The 18,158-nt window shown below is 75.1% G+C and carries 18 protein-coding genes; all 18 read left to right on the forward strand.

Annotation, left to right across the window (positions count from 1 at the left end; translation table 11 throughout):
- The first annotated feature begins 63 nt into the window (after nt 1-63).
- The 18 genes from ACUN9U_RS13380 (at nt 64) to ACUN9U_RS13465 (ending at nt 18,155) form a co-directional block, all read left to right on the forward strand.
- Nucleotides 64-1,410, forward strand: a complete 1,347-nt coding sequence (locus ACUN9U_RS13380) for a homoserine dehydrogenase (protein WP_445485490.1) — start codon at nt 64-66, stop codon at nt 1,408-1,410.
- Nucleotides 1,410-2,480: a threonine synthase gene (thrC, locus tag ACUN9U_RS13385; RefSeq protein WP_445485491.1), complete on the forward strand. Its 1,071-nt coding sequence runs from the start codon at nt 1,410-1,412 to the stop codon at nt 2,478-2,480. Before ACUN9U_RS13380 ends, thrC begins: the two co-directional genes overlap by 1 nt.
- An 8-nt stretch (nt 2,481-2,488) precedes the next feature.
- Entirely contained in the window at nt 2,489-3,430 is a 942-nt protein-coding gene (thrB, locus tag ACUN9U_RS13390) for a homoserine kinase (protein ID WP_445485560.1), read from the forward strand.
- A gap of 408 nt (nt 3,431-3,838) precedes the next feature.
- The gene (gene rho / locus ACUN9U_RS13395; RefSeq protein ID WP_445485492.1) at nt 3,839-6,097 is read left to right on the forward strand and encodes a transcription termination factor Rho; all 2,259 of its coding nucleotides are present in this window, start codon (nt 3,839-3,841) and stop codon (nt 6,095-6,097) included.
- A 179-nt stretch (nt 6,098-6,276) separates the two neighbouring features.
- Nucleotides 6,277-6,486 (forward strand): 50S ribosomal protein L31, encoded by a 210-nt coding sequence (rpmE, locus tag ACUN9U_RS13400; RefSeq protein WP_445485493.1) that lies wholly within the window; start codon nt 6,277-6,279, stop codon nt 6,484-6,486.
- 94 nt (nt 6,487-6,580) lie between these two features.
- Nucleotides 6,581-7,666, forward strand: a complete 1,086-nt coding sequence (gene prfA / locus ACUN9U_RS13405; RefSeq protein WP_445485494.1) for a peptide chain release factor 1 — start codon at nt 6,581-6,583, stop codon at nt 7,664-7,666.
- Nucleotides 7,659-8,600 carry a peptide chain release factor N(5)-glutamine methyltransferase gene (gene prmC, locus ACUN9U_RS13410; protein WP_445485495.1) on the forward strand — a complete coding sequence of 314 codons (942 nt, stop codon included), beginning with the start codon at nt 7,659-7,661 and terminating at the stop codon, nt 8,598-8,600. The genes prfA and prmC overlap by 8 nt, the downstream gene beginning before the upstream one ends.
- Entirely contained in the window at nt 8,597-9,259 is a 663-nt protein-coding gene (locus ACUN9U_RS13415) for an L-threonylcarbamoyladenylate synthase (protein WP_445485496.1), read from the forward strand. The genes prmC and ACUN9U_RS13415 overlap by 4 nt, the downstream gene beginning before the upstream one ends.
- A complete protein-coding gene (locus ACUN9U_RS13420) occupies nt 9,256-10,554 on the forward strand; it encodes an MraY family glycosyltransferase (RefSeq protein WP_445485497.1) in 1,299 nt (432 codons plus the stop codon). Before ACUN9U_RS13415 ends, ACUN9U_RS13420 begins: the two co-directional genes overlap by 4 nt.
- A gap of 40 nt (nt 10,555-10,594) precedes the next feature.
- Nucleotides 10,595-11,041 carry a hypothetical protein gene (locus ACUN9U_RS13425; RefSeq protein WP_445485498.1) on the forward strand — a complete coding sequence of 149 codons (447 nt, stop codon included), beginning with the start codon at nt 10,595-10,597 and terminating at the stop codon, nt 11,039-11,041.
- 142 nt (nt 11,042-11,183) lie between these two features.
- The gene (gene atpB, locus ACUN9U_RS13430) at nt 11,184-11,963 is read left to right on the forward strand and encodes a F0F1 ATP synthase subunit A (protein WP_445485499.1); all 780 of its coding nucleotides are present in this window, start codon (nt 11,184-11,186) and stop codon (nt 11,961-11,963) included.
- Nucleotides 11,964-12,045: 82 nt separating this feature from the next.
- Nucleotides 12,046-12,252 carry an ATP synthase F0 subunit C gene (locus tag ACUN9U_RS13435; protein WP_139711475.1) on the forward strand — a complete coding sequence of 69 codons (207 nt, stop codon included), beginning with the start codon at nt 12,046-12,048 and terminating at the stop codon, nt 12,250-12,252.
- Nucleotides 12,253-12,287: 35 nt separating this feature from the next.
- On the forward strand, nt 12,288-12,926 hold the full coding sequence (locus ACUN9U_RS13440; protein ID WP_445485500.1) for a F0F1 ATP synthase subunit B: 639 nt from the start codon (nt 12,288-12,290) through the stop codon (nt 12,924-12,926).
- The gene (locus ACUN9U_RS13445) at nt 12,926-13,735 is read left to right on the forward strand and encodes a F0F1 ATP synthase subunit delta (RefSeq protein WP_445485501.1); all 810 of its coding nucleotides are present in this window, start codon (nt 12,926-12,928) and stop codon (nt 13,733-13,735) included. The genes ACUN9U_RS13440 and ACUN9U_RS13445 overlap by 1 nt, the downstream gene beginning before the upstream one ends.
- Nucleotides 13,736-13,817: 82 nt before the next feature.
- Entirely contained in the window at nt 13,818-15,446 is a 1,629-nt protein-coding gene (atpA, locus tag ACUN9U_RS13450) for a F0F1 ATP synthase subunit alpha (RefSeq protein WP_445485502.1), read from the forward strand.
- A gap of 44 nt (nt 15,447-15,490) precedes the next feature.
- The gene (locus ACUN9U_RS13455) at nt 15,491-16,390 is read left to right on the forward strand and encodes a F0F1 ATP synthase subunit gamma (protein WP_445485503.1); all 900 of its coding nucleotides are present in this window, start codon (nt 15,491-15,493) and stop codon (nt 16,388-16,390) included.
- Nucleotides 16,391-16,425: 35 nt separating this feature from the next.
- The gene (gene atpD / locus ACUN9U_RS13460) at nt 16,426-17,889 is read left to right on the forward strand and encodes a F0F1 ATP synthase subunit beta (protein ID WP_445485504.1); all 1,464 of its coding nucleotides are present in this window, start codon (nt 16,426-16,428) and stop codon (nt 17,887-17,889) included.
- On the forward strand, nt 17,886-18,155 hold the full coding sequence (locus ACUN9U_RS13465; protein WP_445485505.1) for a F0F1 ATP synthase subunit epsilon: 270 nt from the start codon (nt 17,886-17,888) through the stop codon (nt 18,153-18,155). The genes atpD and ACUN9U_RS13465 overlap by 4 nt, the downstream gene beginning before the upstream one ends.
- Nucleotides 18,156-18,158 lie beyond the last annotated feature (3 nt).

Consider the following 18,158-nt stretch of genomic DNA (forward strand, 5'->3'; position numbering starts at 1 on the left):
GCACGCGGGCCCCCGCGGTCTGGGAGACTGGCGCGCCGCGGGGCACGACCCGTGATCGGGCCGGTGACAGGAGCGGGTGTGGAGCGGGTGCGGGTGGCGCTGCTGGGCTGCGGCTCGGTGGGCGGCCAGGTGGCGGCGGCGCTGGCGCCGGGCTCGGCCGGCGTGGCCGAGCTGTCGGCCCGGGCCGGGACGGCGATCGAGCTGGTCGGCGTGGCCGTGCGCGACGCGGCGGCCCCGCGCGAGGGCGTGGACCCCGCGCTGCTCACCACCGACGCCCGCGGCCTGGTCGCCCGCGCCGACGTCGTCGTCGAGCTCATCGGAGGCCTGGAGCCGGCGCGCACGCTGCTGCTGGCGGCCTTCGCGCACGGTGCCAGCGCCGTCACCGGCAACAAGGCCCTCCTGGCGGCCCACGGCCGGGAGCTGCACGCCGCGGCGCACGCCGCCGGCGTCGACCTCTACTTCGAGGCCGCGGTCGCCGGCGCCATCCCCATCATCCGGCCGCTGCGGGAGTCCCTCGCCGGTGACCGGGTCGAGCGCGTCCTGGGCATCGTCAACGGCACGACCAACTTCGTCCTGGACGAGATGGACGTCCGCGGCGCCTCCTTCGACGACGCCGTGGCCCGCGCCCAGCAGCTGGGCTACGCCGAGGCCGACCCCACCGCCGACGTGGACGGCTGGGACGCCGCCGCCAAGGCCGCCATCCTGGCCACGCTGGCCTTCCACACCCCGGTCTCCATCGACGACGTGCACCGCGAGGGCATCCGCGGGGTCTCCGCCGAGGACGTCGCCTCCGCCCGCGAGGCGGGCGCGGTGGTCAAGCTGCTCGCCGTGGCCGAGCGCACCACGGGCGTGGACGACGCCGGCCGGCTGTTCGAGGGCGTCCAGGCCCGCGTGCACCCGGTGCTGCTCAGCCGCGAGCACCCGCTGGCCAGCGTCCGCGGGGCGTACAACGCCGTCTTCGTGGAGGCGGCCGGCGCCGGGGACCTCATGTTCTACGGCCAGGGGGCCGGGGGGCGGCCGACGGCGAGCGCCGTGCTGGGCGACCTGGTGACCCTGGCCCGCCACCGCCAGGACGGCAGCCAGGGCCCGCGCGTCCTCGGCCACGCCGATCTGCCGGTCCTGCCCACCGACGCCGTCCGCACCCGCTACCAGGTGCGCCTGGTCGTGGCCGACAGGCCCGGCGTGCTCGCCGCGGTGGCGCAGGTGTTCGCCGCGCACGGCGTGTCCATCGAGACCGTGCGCCAGCGCCCGGCGGCGGGGGCCGCCGCCGGTGAGGGCGGCGCGGCCTCCCTCGTGGTGGTCACGCACACCGCCGCCGACGCCGCCCTGGCCGGCTGCGTGGCGGACCTGTCGGAGCTCGACGCCGTGGCCTCGGTGGCCTCGGTGCTGCGCGTGGAAGGGGACAGCTGATGGCGCACCAGTGGCGCGGGGTGGTCGAGGAGTACCGGGACCGCCTCCCGGTGGTCGCCGGGGTGCCGGCGGTGACCCTGGGCGAGGGCGGGACGCCGCTGGTGCGGGCGAGGCACCTGTCCGAGGTCACCGGCTGCGACGTGCGCCTGAAGGTGGAGGGCTGCAACCCCACCGGCTCCTTCAAGGACCGCGGCATGACGGTGGCCATGACCCGGGCCGCCGCCGACGGCGCACGCGCGGTGATCTGCGCCTCCACCGGCAACACCTCCGCCTCGGCCGCGGCGTACGCCACCGCGGCGGGCCTGTCCAGCGGAGTGCTCGTGCCCGACGGGCGCATCGCCATGGGCAAGCTCAGCCAGGCCGTCGCGCACGGCGCCACGCTGCTGCAGGTCGACGGCAACTTCGACGACTGCCTGCGCCTGGCGCGCGAGCTGGCCGAGGCCTACCCGGTCGAGCTGGTCAACTCCGTCAACCCCGCCCGCATCGAGGGCCAGAAGACGGCGGCGTTCGAGGTGGTCGACGCCCTCGGCGACGCCCCCGACGTGCACTGCCTGCCGGTCGGCAACGCCGGCAACACCACCGCCTACTGGCGGGGCTACACCGAGTACTGCCAGGACGGCCCCGCCACGCGCCGCCCGCGCATGTGGGGCTTCCAGGCCGCCGGCGCCGCCCCGATCGTGCACGGCCGCCGCGTCGAGGCGCCCGACACCATCGCCACCGCGATCCGCATCGGCAACCCCGCCTCCTGGGACCAGGCCGTGGCGGCCCGCGACGAGTCCGGCGGCGTGGTGGAGGCCGTCACCGACGAGGAGATCCTCGCCGCGCACCGCCTGCTCTCCGCGCGCGACGGCGTCTTCGTGGAGCCCGCCTCCGCCGCCGGCGTCGCGGGCCTGCTCAAGCGCCACGCCGCCGGACAGCTCGAGCGCGGCCTCACCGTGGTCGTCACCGTGACCGGCCACGGGCTGAAGGACCCGCAGTGGGCCCTGCGCGAGGCCGACGGCAGCGAGGTCAGCCCGGTGCGCGTGGGCGCCGACGCGGCCTCCGCCGCCGCAGCCCTCGGCCTGGGGTGAGCGCCCCCGTGGGCGCGCGGGCGGTGCCCGGACGGCGCGTGCGCGTGGTGGTCCCCGGCTCCAGCGCCAACCTGGGCCCGGGCTTCGACGCCCTCGGCCTGGCCCTGGGCCTGCACGACGAGGTGACCGTCGAGGTGTTGCCGGGCGGCGCGGGCGGGGCGGAGGTGGAGGTCAGCGGCGAGGGCGCCGGGTCCATCCGCGGCGGCGAGCAGAACCTCGTCGTGCGCTCGGTGCGGGCGGCGCTGCACGCCGCCGGCGTCGCCGCCGCCGAGCAGCCGCGCCTGCGGGTGCGCAGCCGCAACGGCGTCCCCCACGGCCGCGGGGTCGGGTCCTCGGCGGCAGCGGTGGTGGCCGGTGCCGCCGCCGGCTCGGCGCTGCTGGAGCGGCCGCTGGCCCCCGAGGCGCTGCTGGACCTCGTGTGCGCGCTGGAGGGCCACCCGGACAACGCGGCGGCGTCCCTGCTGGGCGGGCTGACCCTGGGCTGGCGCGAGGGCGCGCACGGCCCGTGGCGCGCCGTGCGCGTGGAGCCGCACGCCGGGCTGGTGCCGGTGCTGTGCGTGCCGGACGAGGAGCTCTCGACGGCGCGCGCCCGCGCGATGCTGCCCCTGCACGTGCCGCACGGGGACGCCGCCCACACCGCGGGCCGCGCGGCCCTGCTGGTCGAGGCGGTCACCCGCCGCCCGGACCTGCTGCTCGCCGCCACCGAGGACCGCCTGCACCAGGAGCAGCGCGCGGCCGCCATGCCCGCCAGCGCCTCCCTGCTGGCCGGGCTGCGCGGCGCGGGGCACGCCGCGGTGGTCTCGGGCGCGGGACCCTCGGTGCTGGTGCTGTGCCCGGACGCCGCCGCCGCGGGCGCCGTCCGCGCCCAGGTCGGCGCCCGTCCCGGGTGGCTCGCCCTGGAGCCCGGGACGGCCCGCGAGGGAGCCTGCGTGGAGGTCCTCGGGGGCTGAGCGGTCCGCTCGGGGGCACCCGGCGGCGCCCGGCGGGCGGCGTTCCGCTCAGGTCCCGGCGCGTCGCGCCGATGGGGAGTGCGGGGGGCAGCGGCGGCGGACGACCGGCGGCCTCGCGGCTGTTCGGATGACACCGGGGGAGCTCCTCCCAGCACGGGGGCGGCTGCTGCGGCCGGGTGCTAGTGTGGGATCAGCCCTGCTGGTCTGCGCCGCGGCGCCGCTGTCGCCGCCACCTGCTGGCCCCACGGGTCGACACACACGCCGTGGAGATCCACGGGCCCTCCTTGCTCCGACTCGAGCCCAGTGCCGGGTCTGCGAGCGGGGGCTGTCTCCCACCGGCCCGTCCGCAGACGCCCGGTGACCCGCCTCCGGAGTCCACCGAGGCGCTGACGAGGGGGAAGGACCTTCGTGACCGACACCACCGAGATCGCCGCACCGGCTCAGCCCGGCGCAGCGACCGACCCCGGCGCGCGCCGCGCCGGACTCACCGCCCTCCGCCTGCCCGAGCTGCAGGCGCTCGCGGTGCAGCTGGGCGTCTCCGGGACGGCCCGCATGCGCAAGAGCGAGCTGCTCGACGTCATCAAGGCCGCGCAGGCCGGTGGCGCCGCTGCCACCGCCGCGCCCACCCGCACCTCCGGCGTGCGCCGCCAGCGCCGCTCCCCGGAGCAGGCCGCTGCCGAGCCGCAGGCCGCTGAGCCCGCGGCCGAGCAGCCGGCGCCTGCTGAGCAGCCGGCCCGCGCCGAGCAGCCCGCCCGCGCCGAGCAGCCCGCACGCGCCGAGGAGCCGGAGCGGACCGAGCAGCAGCCTGCCGAGGCGGCTGAGCAGCGCGCTCCCCAGCGACCCGCCCGCCGCACCCGCGCCCCCCGCGAGCGCTCCGAGCAGCGCCCGGCCGAGGCTGCCGCCGAGGCGCCGGACGCGCAGCCGCTCCTGCCCGACCTCGCCGAGCTCGTCGCCCCCCGCGCCGACGCCGTGGACCGCGGCGAGCGCACCGACCGCGGCGAGCGCACCGACCGGACCGACCGCGGCGAGCGCACCGACCGGTTCGAGCACCCCGACCGCGCTGATCGCGGCGACCGGCCCGAGCAGCCTGAGCGCGCCGAGCGGACCGACCGCTTCGAGCGCCAGGACCGCTACGAGCGCGCGGACCGTCCCGAGCGCTCCAGCCAGCGCGAGGCGCGCGACCGCGCCGAGGAGGTCCGCCTGGACCTCGACCGCGCCCTGGCCGAGCGCAGCGAGCGCAACGACAGGGCCCGCCGCGAGCGGGGCGAGCAGGCACGCGCCGACGAGCGGTCGGCGCCCGTGGCCCGGACGGCGGCCCCGCCGCAGCAGCGCACCGACCAGGACGGCCTCGGCGAGGACGACGACGACGACCTGCGCGGCCGCCGCGGCCGGCGCGGGCGCTACCGCGACCGCGACCGCAAGGGCCGCCGCGGGCGCACCGAGCCCGGCCTGGAGGCCGAGGCCCCGGTCGAGGTCTCCCCGGACGACGTCCTGGTGCCGGTCGCCGGCATCCTCGACGTGCTGGACAACTACGCGTTCATCCGGACCTCGGGGTACCTGGCCGGCCCCAACGACGTCTACGTCCCGCTGGGCCAGGTGAAGAAGTCCGGCCTGCGGCCCGGCGACGCCGTGACCGGTGCCGTGAAGGCCCCGCGCGACGGCGAGCAGCCGCAGCAGCCGGCCGGCGGCCGCGGCGCCCAGAAGTTCAACGCGCTGGTGCGCCTGGACACCGTCAACGGGATGTCGCCGGACGAGGCGCGACGCCGCCCGGAGTTCAGCAAGCTCACGCCGCTGTACCCCAACGAGCGCCTGCGCCTGGAGACCGAGCCGGGCATCACGGCGACGCGCATCGTCGACCTCGTGGCGCCGATCGGCAAGGGCCAGCGCGGCCTCATCGTCTCCCCGCCCAAGGCGGGCAAGACGCTGATGATGCAGGCCATCGCCAACGCGATCAGCATCAACAATCCCGAGGTCCACCTCATGGTCGTGCTCGTCGACGAGCGCCCCGAGGAGGTCACGGACATGCAGCGGACCGTGAAGGGCGAGGTCATCGCCTCGACCTTCGACCGGCCCGCCTCCGACCACACCGCCGCGGCCGAGCTGGCCATCGAGCGGGCCAAGCGCCTGGTGGAGCTGGGCCACGACGTCGTCGTGCTGCTCGACTCCCTGACGCGCCTGGGGCGCGCCTACAACCTCGCCGCCCCGGCGAGCGGGCGCATCCTGTCCGGCGGTGTCGACGCCGCGGCGCTGTACCACCCGAAGAAGTTCTTCGGCGCCGCCCGCAACATCGAGAACGGCGGCTCGCTGACGATCCTCGCCTCGGCGCTGGTCGAGACCGGCTCCAAGGCCGACGAGGTCATCTTCGAGGAGTTCAAGGGCACCGGGAACATGGAGCTGCGGCTCGACCGGCGCCTGGCCGACAAGCGGGTCTTCCCCGCCGTCGACGTGAACCCCTCCGGCACGCGCCGCGAGGAGATCCTGCTCGGCCGCGAGGAGCTGGCCGTGATGTGGAAGCTGCGCCGCGTGCTCACCGCGCTGGACAGCCAGCAGGCCCTGGAGCTGCTGCTGGGCAAGATGCGCGACACCAAGAGCAACACCGAGTTCCTCATGCAGGTGAAGGCCCAGACCCCCACCGCGGGCGCCGCGCGCCCGCCGGCCAAGGACTGACAGGCCTTTCCCCGGCCCCGAGCCGGGGCACCGGACCCCGCGGGAAGCCCCGCGGGGTCCGGTGCGTTGTGAGGAGTGCCAGTGCTGCTGGCAGACTGCTCGCCGGCTCCGGCTCACGTGCGCACCGCTCCCGCGGCGCCAGCACGACCCGGCGGCCACCGACACCCCGAGGAGCACCTGTGAAGAGCGAGATCCACCCCGACTACCACGAGACGACCGTGACCTGCACCTGCGGGAACACGTTCACCACCCGCAGCGCCGCTCCTGGCACGGAGATCCGCGCCGACGTGTGCAGCGCCTGCCACCCCTTCTACACGGGCAAGCAGAAGATCCTCGACACGGGCGGCCGCATCGCGCGCTTCAACGCGCGCTACGCGAAGAAGAGCTGACACCGGCTCGCGCTGGCGCCGGCCCACCCCCCGGGGTGGGCCGGCGTTCGTCGTGCTGGCCCCGTCCGCGCACCCCCGGCGCCCAGGAGGCCCCGTGACCACCCCCGTCGACCGCCTCGCGGCGCTGCTCGCCGAGCACGCCGACGTCGAGCGGCAGCTCGCCGACCCCGCCGTGCACGCCGACGCCGCCCGCGCCCGGGCCCTGGGGCGCCGCTACGCCGAGCTCGGCCGCGTGGCCGCCGCCGCGGCCGCCCGCGACTCCGCCGCGGCCGACCTGGCCGCGGGCCGGCAGCTGGCCGCCGAGGAGCCCGCCTTCGCCGAGGAGGTGCCCGCGCTGGAGGAGGCCGAGCGCGCCGCCGCCGAGCGGCTGCGCGAGGTGCTGGCCCCGCGCGACCCCGAGGACGGCTCCGACGTCATCCTCGAGGTCAAGGCCGGGGAGGGCGGGGAGGAGTCGGCCCTGTTCGCCGGCGACGTGCTCCGCATGTACCTGCGCTGGGCGGAGCGCACCGGCTGGCGCACCGAGGTGCTCTCCTCCACCGACTCCGACCTGGGCGGCTACAAGGACGTCGCGGTGGCGGTCAAGCGCCGCCCCGGCGACGACGGCCCGGACGGCCCGTGGGCGCGCCTGAAGTTCGAGGGGGGCGTGCACCGCGTGCAGCGGGTCCCGGTCACCGAGTCGGCCGGGCGCATCCACACCTCCGCCGTCGGGGTGCTGGTGGTCCCCGAGGTCGAGGACGCCGGCGAGGTGGAGATCAGCCCGGCGGACCTGCGGATCGACGTCTTCAGGTCCTCCGGCCCGGGCGGGCAGAGCGTCAACACCACCGACTCCGCCGTGCGCATCACCCACCTGCCCACCGGCACCGTGGTGAGCTGCCAGAACGAGAAGAGCCAGCTGCAGAACCGCGAGCAGGCGATGCGCATCCTGCGCGCCCGTCTGCGCGCGGCCCAGGTGGAGGCCGCCGAGGCCTCGGCCTCAGCGGCGCGCCGCTCCCAGGTGCGCACCGTGGACAGGTCCGAGCGGATCCGCACGTACAACTACCCCGAGAACCGCATCAGCGACCACCGCACCGGCTACAAGTCCTACAACCTCGACCAGGTGCTCGCCGGCGACCTCGACCCCGTGGTGCAGTCCTGCGTCGACGCCGACCTCGCCGCGCGGCTCGCCGACGCCGGTGCCTGAGCCCCTCGGCGACCCGCCCCGCGGCGGTGACCTCGGCGCCGCGCTGCGCGCCGTGCGCGCGCGCCTCGCGGCGGCCGGCGTGCCCTCTCCCGCTGCCGACGCCGACCTGCTCGCCGGCCACGTCCTGGGGCTGCCCCCCGGGCAGCTGCGCGCCGCCGCGCTGCGCGGCACCGCGCTGACCGCCGCGCAGGCCGGATCGCTGGCCGCGCTCGTGGAGCGCCGCGAGGCGCGCACCCCGCTGCAGCACCTCCTCGGGCGGGCGCCGTTCCGCCGCCTGGAGCTGCTCGTCGGCCCCGGCGTCTTCGTGCCGCGCCCGGAGACGGAGACCACCGCGGGCCTCGCCGTCCAGGAGGCGGCGGCGGTCGCGGCGGGCGGCCGGGCCCCGCTGGTCGTCGACCTCTGCGCCGGGTCGGGGGCGGTCGCGCTGGCCGTGGCCGACGAGGTCCCCTCCGCGCGCGTCGTCGCCGTCGAGCTCGACCCGGGCGCGCACGCCTGGGCGGAGCGCAACCTCGAGGCCCACCGGCCCGGGGCGGGGGAGCGGGTGCGCCTCCTCCTCGGCGACGCCACCTCGCCGCAGGTGCTGGCCGAGCTCGACGGGGAGGTCGACGTCGTGGCGTCCAACCCCCCCTACGTGCCGCCCGGCGCCGTGCCCCGGGAGCCGGAGGTGCGCGACCACGACCCCGCCCTCGCGCTGTGGGGCGGCGGCGAGGACGGCCTGGACGTGCCGCGCGGCGTGCTGGCCCGCGCGGCGGCGCTGCTGCGGCCGGGGGGCCTCGTCGTCGTCGAGCACGCCGAGGTGCAGGGCCGGGCGCTGCGCGAGCTGCTGGCCCCGCCGACCTGGGGGGGCGCGCGGACCCACGACGACGCCGGTGGCCGGCCGCGGGCCACGACCGCCCGCCGCGGGAGGTCGCCGGTGACACACTGGGGATCGTGAGCAGCCGCTACGACTGCACCGACGCCTCCTCCCGCGAGGCGGGCCTGCGCCACGCCCGCGACGCGCTGGCGCGCGGCGAGCTCGTCGTGCTCCCCACCGACACGGTGCACGGCATCGCCGCCGACGCCTTCGACGCCGAGGCCGTGGCCCGGCTGCTGGCGGCCAAGGGCCGCGGGCGCTCGATGCCCCCGCCGGTGCTCGTCGCCGACGTCGCCGTGCTGGACGGCCTGGCCACGGCGGTCCCGCCGCCGGCCCGCGCCCTGGCCGAGGCGTTCTGGCCGGGGGGACTGACCCTGGTGCTGCGCGCCCAGCCGTCCCTGCGCTGGGACCTGGGCGACACCGGCGGCACCGTCGCGGTGCGCGTGCCCGACCACGAGCTGGCGCGCGAGCTGCTGCGCAGCACCGGCCCGCTGGCGGTCAGCAGCGCCAACCGCACCGGCCAGCCCGCGGCCACCACGGCCGCCGAGGCGGAGGCGCAGCTGGGTGACGCCGTGGCCGCCTACCTCGACGACGGGGAGCCGGCCCGCACCGACGCCCCGCCCTCCACCATCGTCGACGCGACGGGTGACCGGCTGCGCGTGCTGCGGCGCGGTGCGGTGCCCACCGCCGCGCTGCGCATGGTCGCTCCCGTGGACGACGAGGACGAGCCACCGGGGTGAGGGCCTACCTCCTGCTGCTGCTGCTCGCGGCGGGCACCACCTACCTCGCCACGCCGCTGGCCCGGCGCGTCGCCGAGCGCGCCGGCGCGATGACCGCCGTGCGCGCCCGCGACGTGCACTCCGTGCCCACGCCGCGGCTGGGCGGCCTGGCGATGCTCGCGGGCGTGGTGGTCGCCTTCGTGGCGGCGAGCCGGATGCCCTTCCTGGAGGACCTCTTCAGCGACAACCGGGCGCCGTGGGCGGTGCTGGCGGCGGCCGCGATCGTCAGCCTCCTCGGCGTCGCCGACGACGTGTGGGGCCTGGACCCCCTCACCAAGCTGGCGGGCCAGGTGCTGGCCGCGGGGCTCATGGCGTGGCAGGGGGTGCAGCTGTACAGCCTGCCCTGGGGCGGAGGCCTGCTGGTCGGCTCGGCGGGCCTCTTCCTCGTCGTGACCGTGCTCGCCGTGGTGGTGGGCATCAACGCCGTCAACTTCGTGGACGGCCTGGACGGGCTGGCCGCCGGCGTCGTCGGGATCGGCGGCGCGGCCTTCTTCGTCTACTCCTACCTGTTCACCCGCACCGTGAACACCGACAACTACGCCAACCTCGGCTCGCTGGTGGTCGCGGTGCTCGTGGGCGTCTGCCTCGGCTTCCTGCCGCACAACGTCCACCCGGCGCGCATCTTCATGGGCGACTCCGGGTCGATGCTCATCGGCCTGCTCCTGGCCGCCTCCGCGGTCTCGGTGACCGGACAGGTGGACCCCGCCGTCATCAGCCAGATCAGCGGCGCGCAGGTCGCGCCCGTCTTCCTGCCGGTGCTGCTGCCCGTGGCCGTGCTGCTGCTGCCGCTGACCGACCTCGTCTGGGCCGTCGTGCGCCGCGTGCTGGCCGGACAGTCGCCGTTCGCGGCCGACAAGCTGCACCTGCACCACCGGCTGCTCTCCCTGGGGCACACCCACGGCCGTGCCGTGATGGTGCTGTGGCTGTGGACGACGGTGGTCTCCTTCGGGGCCATCTCGCTGGCCTTCGTGCCGCTGCGGCCGGCGCTGCTCGGCTGGGGCGGGGCGCTGCTCGTGGCGGTGCTGGTGACGCTGGGGCCGGCGCGCCGGCGCTCGCGCACCCACGGACCGGTGCTGCTGCGGATGCGGGAGGGGACGGGGACGGGCCCGGGTGCGCCCGATCGGGTGATGCGCCAGCCACCCGCCCAGCCCTCCGCCGGGCGGCGTCCCGGCAGCGGGTCGGAGGGCCGGCAGGGCGGCCAGCAGGGCGGGCACCGGGCCTCCGCCCCGACCGGGGGCAGGCCTCCGCGCGGCTAGGATCACTGCCGCGACCCGCCCCCTGACGTCTGGAGACACCGTGCAGGCCTCGCGCCCGCAGGACCCCTACCGCGCCATGCTCGTGGGCGGCGCGGTCCCCGCCGCCGCCCTCGCCGTCGCCGCCGTGGTGGTGTTCACGGTCCTCGACGGCGGCCTCGGAGCCGCGGGGGCGGTGACGGCCTCCCTGCTGGTGGGGGTGACCTTCGCCGCCAGCACGCTGGTGCTCCAGCGGGTGCGCCACCTCGAACCGGTGATCGTGCTCGGCATCGCCATGGTCGGCTACATGACGGTGGTCCTGCTGCTGGGCCTCTTCCTCGTGCTGTTCCGCGACGCGACGTGGCTCTCCCCGCTCTCCTTCGCGATCTCGGCGTGCGCGGTGTCCCTGGCGTGGACGGTGGGGCAGGTCGTCGCGTTCACCCGGGTGCGGACCCTGCTCTTCGACGAGCAGCCCGCACCGGGCGGCGCCGACCGCGGGACGCCGCGGTGAGCGGCACCCGCGCTGACGGGAGCACCGCGGGCGTCCGATACGGTGTTCCCGCTCACGCAGGTGGTGCTCAGGGATGCGGACGACGTAGCCCGCTCGACATCGCACCCACCCGGCCGCACTTCGACCGAGAGGATGCCCACGGATGATCGGTGTGCCGGCTTCAGCGGGCTTCGTGCCCCCGAGTCCCGCCGACTTCTGGCAGCCCCTGATCGGTGACGGCGCCTTCGCCATCACGCGGCCGATGTTCCTCATCGTGCTGACCACCGCGGCCATCTGCCTGGTGCTCGTGCTCGGCACCCGCCGCCTGTCGCTCGTGCCGGGTCGGGGCCAGTGGGCGCTGGAGGGCGTCTACGGCTTCGTGCGCAACTCCGTGGGCCGCGACGTCATCGGCGCCTCCCACGTGCGGCCCTACCTCGGCCTGCTGCTGGCGATCTTCACGCTGGTGCTCGTCAACAACCTCATGGGCATCACGCCGCTGGTGCAGTACCCGACCTTCAGCCGCATCGGCTTCCCGATCGTCCTGGCGATCGGCGTCTGGGTCGTCTACATCGGCGCGCAGGTCCGCCGCAACGGCGTCGGCGGCACCCTGCGCCACCTGGTCCCCGCGGGGCTGCCCATCGCGGCCGTGCCCGTGGTGTTCGTCCTGGAGCTGCTGACCTTCCTGGTCATCCGCCCGGTCACGCTGGCGCTGCGCCTGTTCGGCAACATGTTCGCCGGCCACACGCTGCTGCTGCTGTTCGCCCTCGGCGGGGAGTACATGCTCCTGCACGGCGGCGCCTTCTTGAAGGTCGTCTCCATCCCGACCTTCGCCATCTTCCTGTTCATCACGGCCTTCGAGATCCTCGTCTCGTTCCTGCAGGCCTACGTCTTCGTCCTGCTGACCTCGCTGTACATCGCCGAGGCCTACGCGGACGACCACTGAGAGACACCACAGGACCCCCCTACACACCCACCACGACCGCTCGGTCGCTCGATCGCGGCGGGACAACGAGAGGAACGGATCTATGGAAGGCAGTCTCGGGATCGTCGGCTACGGCCTGTCCGCCATCGGGCCGGGCGTCGGCGTCGGCCTGATCTTCGCCGCCTACGTCAGCGGCGTCGCCCGCCAGCCGGAGGCGCGCGGCATGCTCCAGACGATCGCCATCCTCGGCTTCGTGCTCTGCGAGCAGTTCGCCATCTTCGGCATCGCGCTCGCGTTCGTCTTCGGCTGACGCCGGGCCCGTAGCTAGCAGGAGGAGCGCAGAGCATGACACCGGTCCTGACCGCGGAAGAGGGGTTCTGGGCCTCGGCCTACCCCGTCATCCCGCACCCGGGCGAGATCATCGCCGGGACCATCTGCTTCATCATCCTCCTGGTGGTCGCCTACAGGGTCGCCGTGCCGCGTCTGGAGACGATGCTGGCCCAGCGCCAGGCAGCCATCCAGGGCGGCATGGAGAAGGCCGAGAAGGCGCAGGCCGAGGCCGCTGCGGCGCTGGAGGAGTACCGCGCCCAGCTGGCTGACGCCCGCGCCGAGGCGGCGCGCATCCGCGAGGAGGCGCGCTCCGAGGGCGCGAAGATCATCGCTGAGATGCGCGAGCGCGCCGCCACCGAGGCGGAGCGCATCACCGAGTCGGCGGGGCGCCAGGTCGAGGCCGAGCGCCAGGCGGCGGTCACCTCGCTGCGCACCGAGCTGGGCGGCCTGGCCACCGAGCTCGCGGGTCGCATCGTGGGTGAGTCGCTCACCGACTCGGCGCGGCAGTCGCGCATCGTGGAGCGCTTCCTCACCGAGCTCGAGCAGTCCACGCCCGAGCAGGTGCGCGCCAGCGCCACCACCGCGGAGCCGGAGGCCGGCGCCACCAGCGGGGCCACCGGCTCCCACGCGGCGCCGCGGGGCGAGGGCCGCTGATGAGGGGCGCCTCACGCGACTCCCTCGCCGCCGCCCAGGAGCGGCTCGAGCCGCTCCTGGCGCGCGGCGGCGCCTCGGCCCTGGGCCAGGAGCTGTACGCCGTGGCCGGTCTGCTCGACTCCTCGGTCGCGCTGCGCCGGGCGCTGACGGACAGCAGCCGCGCCGAGTCCGACCGGGCGGCCCTGGCCGAGCGCCTGCTCTCCGGGCAGGTCTCCGGCCCCACCCTCGACGTCGTCTCCGGCCTCGTGCGCGCGCGCTGGTCCGAGCAGCGCGACCTCGGCGACGCCCTGGAGGCGCTCGGCACGCAGGCCATGCTGGCCGGGGCCGAGTCCGACGGCGTCCTGGACACCGTCGAGGACGAGCTCTTCCGCTTCTCGCGGCTGGTGGCCGGCGACCGCGCCCTCACCGCCGCCCTCGACGACGGCCGGGCCACCCCGGCGCAGCGGGGAGCCCTGGTCGACGACCTGCTGGCCCGCCGCGCCGACCCCACCACCACCGCGCTGGTGCGCCAGGTGGTCACCGCCCCGCGGGGCCGCCGGGTCTCCGGTGCCCTGGACGACCTCCTCGAGGCGGCCGCCGCCCGGCGCGCGCGCCTGCTGGCGGTCGTCACCGCGGCGGTGCCGCTGACCGAGGTGCAGCGCGAGCGCCTGGCGGCCGGGCTCGCCCGCGTCTACGGCAAGCGGGTGCAGGTCCAGGTGGACGTCGACCCCGAGGTGCTCGGCGGCCTGCGCGTGCAGGTCGGCGGGGAGGTCCTCGACGCGACCACCGCCAGCCGCCTCGCGGCGGCCCGCCGGCGCGTGGTCGGCTGACCCCGCCACAGCGGGGACACTGGTACTGCACGCACCACCCACGCACGACCTCCAGACCACGACCAGGGAGCAGGAACAGACGATGGCGGAGCTGACGATCCGGCCTGAGGAGATCCGCGGCGCGCTGGAGGACTTCGTCTCCTCCTTCACGCCGGGCGGGAGCTCCCGCGAGGAGATCGGCACGGTCACGGAGGCCAGCGACGGCATCGCCCGCATCGAGGGCCTCCCGGGCGCGATGGCCAACGAGCTGCTCCGCTTCGAGGACGGCACCCTGGGCCTGGCGCTCAACCTCGAGGAGCGCGAGATCGGCGCCATCGTGCTCGGCGAGTTCGCCGGCATCGAGGCGGGCCAGCCCGTGCACCGCACCGGCGAGGTGCTGTCGGCGCCCGTGGGCGACGCCTTCCTCGGCCGCGTGGTGGACCCGCTGGGCAACCCCATCGACGGCCTGGGCGAGATCAAGGCCGAGGGGACCCGCGCCCTGGAGCTGCAGGCGCCCTCGGTGGTCCAGCGCAAGTCGGTCCACGAGCCGCTGCAGACCGGCATCAAGGCGATCGACGCCATGATCCCGATCGGCCGCGGCCAGCGCGAGCTCATCATCGGCGACCGCCAGACCGGCAAGACGGCCATCGCGCTCGACACGATCATCAACCAGAAGGCCAACTGGGAGTCCGGCGACCCCAAGAAGCAGGTCCGCTGCATCTACGTCGGCATCGGCCAGAAGGGCTCGACCATCGCCTCGGTGCGCGGCGCCCTCGAGGACGCCGGCGCGATGGAGTACACGACCATCGTGGCCTCGCCGGCTTCCGACCCGGCCGGCTTCAAGTACCTCGCCCCCTACACCGGCTCGGCCATCGGCCAGCACTGGATGTACGGCGGCAAGCACGTCCTGATCATCTTCGACGACCTGTCCAAGCAGGCCGAGGCCTACCGCGCCGTGTCGCTGCTGCTGCGGCGCCCACCGGGCCGCGAGGCCTACCCCGGTGACGTCTTCTACCTGCACTCCCGGCTCCTGGAGCGCTGCGCGAAGCTGTCCGACGAGCTCGGCGCCGGCTCGATGACCGGCCTGCCGCTCATCGAGACCAAGGCCAACGACGTGTCGGCGTACATCCCGACCAACGTCATCTCCATCACGGACGGGCAGATCTTCCTGCAGTCCGACCTCTTCAACGCCAACCAGCGCCCGGCGGTCGACGTGGGCATCTCGGTGTCCCGCGTGGGCGGCGACGCGCAGATCAAGGCGATGAAGAAGGTCTCGGGCACGCTGAAGCTGGAGCTGGCGCAGTACCGCTCGCTGCAGGCCTTCGCGCTGTTCGCCTCCGACCTCGACGCCGCCAGCCGCAACCAGCTCTCCCGCGGCGAGCGCCTCACCGAGCTGCTCAAGCAGCCGCAGTACTCCCCGTTCCCGGTGGAGGAGCAGGTCGTCTCGGTCTGGGCCGGCACCAACGGCAAGATGGACAAGATCCCGGTCGAGGACGTCCGCCGCTGGGAGTCCGAGCTGCTCGAGCACCTGCGCCGCCACGACATCGCCCTCGGGACGATCCGCGAGACCGGCCAGCTGGGCGACGACACCGTCGAGGCCCTCAACAAGGCCGTCGACGAGTTCAACGCCGGCTTCCGCACCTCCGAGCAGGGCGGCGGCGAGCAGGACTCCTCGGGCGAGGAGGCCCTGGACGACGTCCAGAACGAGCAGATCGTCCGGCAGAAGTCCTGACGTGGCGCCTGCGACGCTGACGACGACGACGAGGGGAGGCTCCGGTGGCCGGGCAGCTGCGTGAGTACCGGGGTCGCATCAAGTCGACCCAGTCGATCCAGAAGATCTTCCGCGCGATGGAGCTCATCGCCACCTCGCGGATCGCCAAGGCGCGGCAGGCCGTGGCCGCCTCCACCCCGTACGCCCGCGCGCTCACCCGCGCGGTCTCCGCGGTGGCCACCTACACCGATGCCGAGCACCCCCTGCTCACCGAGCGGGAGGACCCGAAGCGCGCCGCGGTGCTGGTCGTGACCAGCGACCGCGGCATGGCGGGGGCCTACTCCTCCAACACGCTGCGGGAGGCCGAGCGCCTGGTCGCGACGCTGCGCGAGCGCGGCGTCGAGCCCGTGCTGTACGTGCTGGGCCGCAAGGGCGTGACCTACTTCCGGTTCCGCCGGCGCGCCATCGAGGCGGAGTGGACCGGCTCCTCGGAGTCGCCCACCTACGAGCTGGCCGACGAGGTCGGCGAGGCGCTGGTGGAGGCCTTCCAGCGCGGGGGCGCCGAGGGCGGCGTGGACGAGATCCACGTGGTCTCCACGCGCTTCCTGTCGATGGTCACCCAGGAGCCGCAGGCGCTGCGGCTCCTGCCGCTGGAGGTCGTCGAGGGCGTCGAGGCGCCGCCGTCGGACGAGGTCCTGCCGCTGTACTCCTTCGAGCCGGACCCGGAGAGCGTCCTGGACGCGCTCCTGCCGCGCTACATCAGCGCCCGCATCTACAACCTGCTCCTGCAGGCCTCCGCCAGCGAGCACGCCGCCCGCCAGCGCGCGATGAAGGCCGCCGGCGACAACGCCGACGACATCATCAAGGACTTCACCCGGCTGGCGAACCAGGCCCGCCAGGCGGAGATCACGCAGGAGATCTCCGAGATCGTCAGCGGTGCTGACGCCATGACCTCGGCCCGCTGACCACTGCCCACGTCCGCTGAGAGGACCGCACCGAGATGACCGCGATCGCCACCGAGCGCCCCCACTCCGCCGCCGCCCCGGCGACCGGCCGCATCATCCGGGTGACCGGACCGGTCGTCGACGTCGAGTTCCCGGCGGACGGGATGCCCGACATCTACAACGCCCTGACCATCGAGTACACGCTGCTGGGCGAGCAGACCTCGCTGACCCTCGAGGTCGCCCAGCACATCGGTGACAACCAGGCCCGCGCCATCGCCCTGAAGCCGACCGACGGCCTCGTGCGCGGCATGGAGGTCCAGGACACCGGCAGCCCGATCTCGGTGCCGGTCGGTGACGTGACCCTGGGCCACGTCTTCAACGTCAACGGCGTCCCGCTCAACCTCGCCGAGGGCGAGCAGCTGGAGATCACCGACCGCTGGCCGATCCACCGCAAGGCGCCCGCCTTCGACCAGCTCGAGTCGAAGACCCAGATGTTCGAGACCGGCATCAAGGTGATCGACCTGCTGACCCCCTACGTGCAGGGCGGCAAGATCGGCCTCTTCGGCGGCGCCGGCGTGGGCAAGACCGTGCTGATCCAGGAGATGATCCAGCGCGTCGCGCAGAACCACGGCGGCGTGTCGGTCTTCGCCGGCGTGGGGGAGCGCACCCGCGAGGGCAACGACCTCATCGCCGAGATGGAGGAGGCCGGCGTCTTCGACAAGACCGCCCTGGTCTTCGGCCAGATGGACGAGCCGCCGGGCACCCGCCTGCGCGTGGCCCTGAGCGCGCTGACGATGGCGGAGTACTTCCGCGACGTCCAGAACCAGGACGTGCTGCTCTTCATCGACAACATCTTCCGCTTCACCCAGGCGGGCTCGGAGGTCTCGACCCTGCTGGGCCGCATGCCCTCCGCGGTGGGCTACCAGCCCAACCTCGCCGACGAGATGGGCGTGCTGCAGGAGCGCATCACCTCCACCCGTGGCCACTCGATCACCTCCCTGCAGGCGATCTACGTGCCGGCCGACGACTACACCGACCCGGCCCCGGCCACGACGTTCGCGCACCTGGACGCCACGACCGAGCTCTCCCGCGAGATCGCCAGCCGCGGCCTGTACCCCGCGGTGGACCCGCTGAGCTCGACCAGCCGCATCCTCGACCCGCGCTTCCTGGGCCAGGACCACTACCAGACCGCGACGCGCGTGAAGCAGATCCTCCAGCGCAACAAGGAGCTGCAGGACATCATCGCGATCCTCGGCGTCGACGAGCTGTCCGAGGAGGACAAGGTCGTCGTCAACCGCGCGCGCCGCATCCAGCAGTTCCTCTCCCAGAACACCTACATGGCGGAGAAGTTCACCGGCGTCCCGGGCTCCACCGTGCCGCTGAAGGACACCGTCGAGTCCTTCCGCATGATCGCCGACGGCGAGTACGACCACGTCGCCGAGCAGGCCTTCTTCAACGTCGGCTCCATCGAGGACGTCGAGAAGAAGTGGGCGCAGATCAAGAAGGAGACCGGCGAGTGAGCCTGCAGGTGCAGGTGGTCTCGGCCGAGCGCGAGGTGTGGTCGGGCGAGGCCAGGATGGTCATCGCCCGCACCCTCGAGGGTGAGCTGGGCATCCTCACCGGTCACGAGCCCATGCTGGCCGTCCTCGCCGAGGGGGAGGTCCGCGTGGAGTCCGCCGGCGGCGGCGTCACCGCCCAGGTCGACGGCGGCTTCCTCTCGGTCGAGCACGACACCGTCCTCGTCGTGGCCGAGCGCGCCCGGGTCGGCGAGCGGTCCTCCAGCTGATGG

The sequence above is a fragment of the Quadrisphaera sp. KR29 genome (genome assembly GCF_052644995.1).

What these genes read in the sequence shown, in the direction of transcription:
- thrC (WP_445485491.1), top strand. Translation starts at nt 1,410, where the DNA reads ATGGCGCACCAGTGGCGCGGGGTGGTCGAGGAGTACCGGGACCGCCTC.
- atpB (WP_445485499.1), top strand. Translation starts at nt 11,184, where the DNA reads ATGATCGGTGTGCCGGCTTCAGCGGGCTTCGTGCCCCCGAGTCCCGCC.
- ACUN9U_RS13435 (WP_139711475.1), top strand. Translation starts at nt 12,046, where the DNA reads ATGGAAGGCAGTCTCGGGATCGTCGGCTACGGCCTGTCCGCCATCGGG.
- ACUN9U_RS13440 (WP_445485500.1), top strand. Translation starts at nt 12,288, where the DNA reads ATGACACCGGTCCTGACCGCGGAAGAGGGGTTCTGGGCCTCGGCCTAC.
- ACUN9U_RS13445 (WP_445485501.1), top strand. Translation starts at nt 12,926, where the DNA reads ATGAGGGGCGCCTCACGCGACTCCCTCGCCGCCGCCCAGGAGCGGCTC.
- atpA (WP_445485502.1), top strand. Translation starts at nt 13,818, where the DNA reads ATGGCGGAGCTGACGATCCGGCCTGAGGAGATCCGCGGCGCGCTGGAG.
- atpD (WP_445485504.1), top strand. Translation starts at nt 16,426, where the DNA reads ATGACCGCGATCGCCACCGAGCGCCCCCACTCCGCCGCCGCCCCGGCG.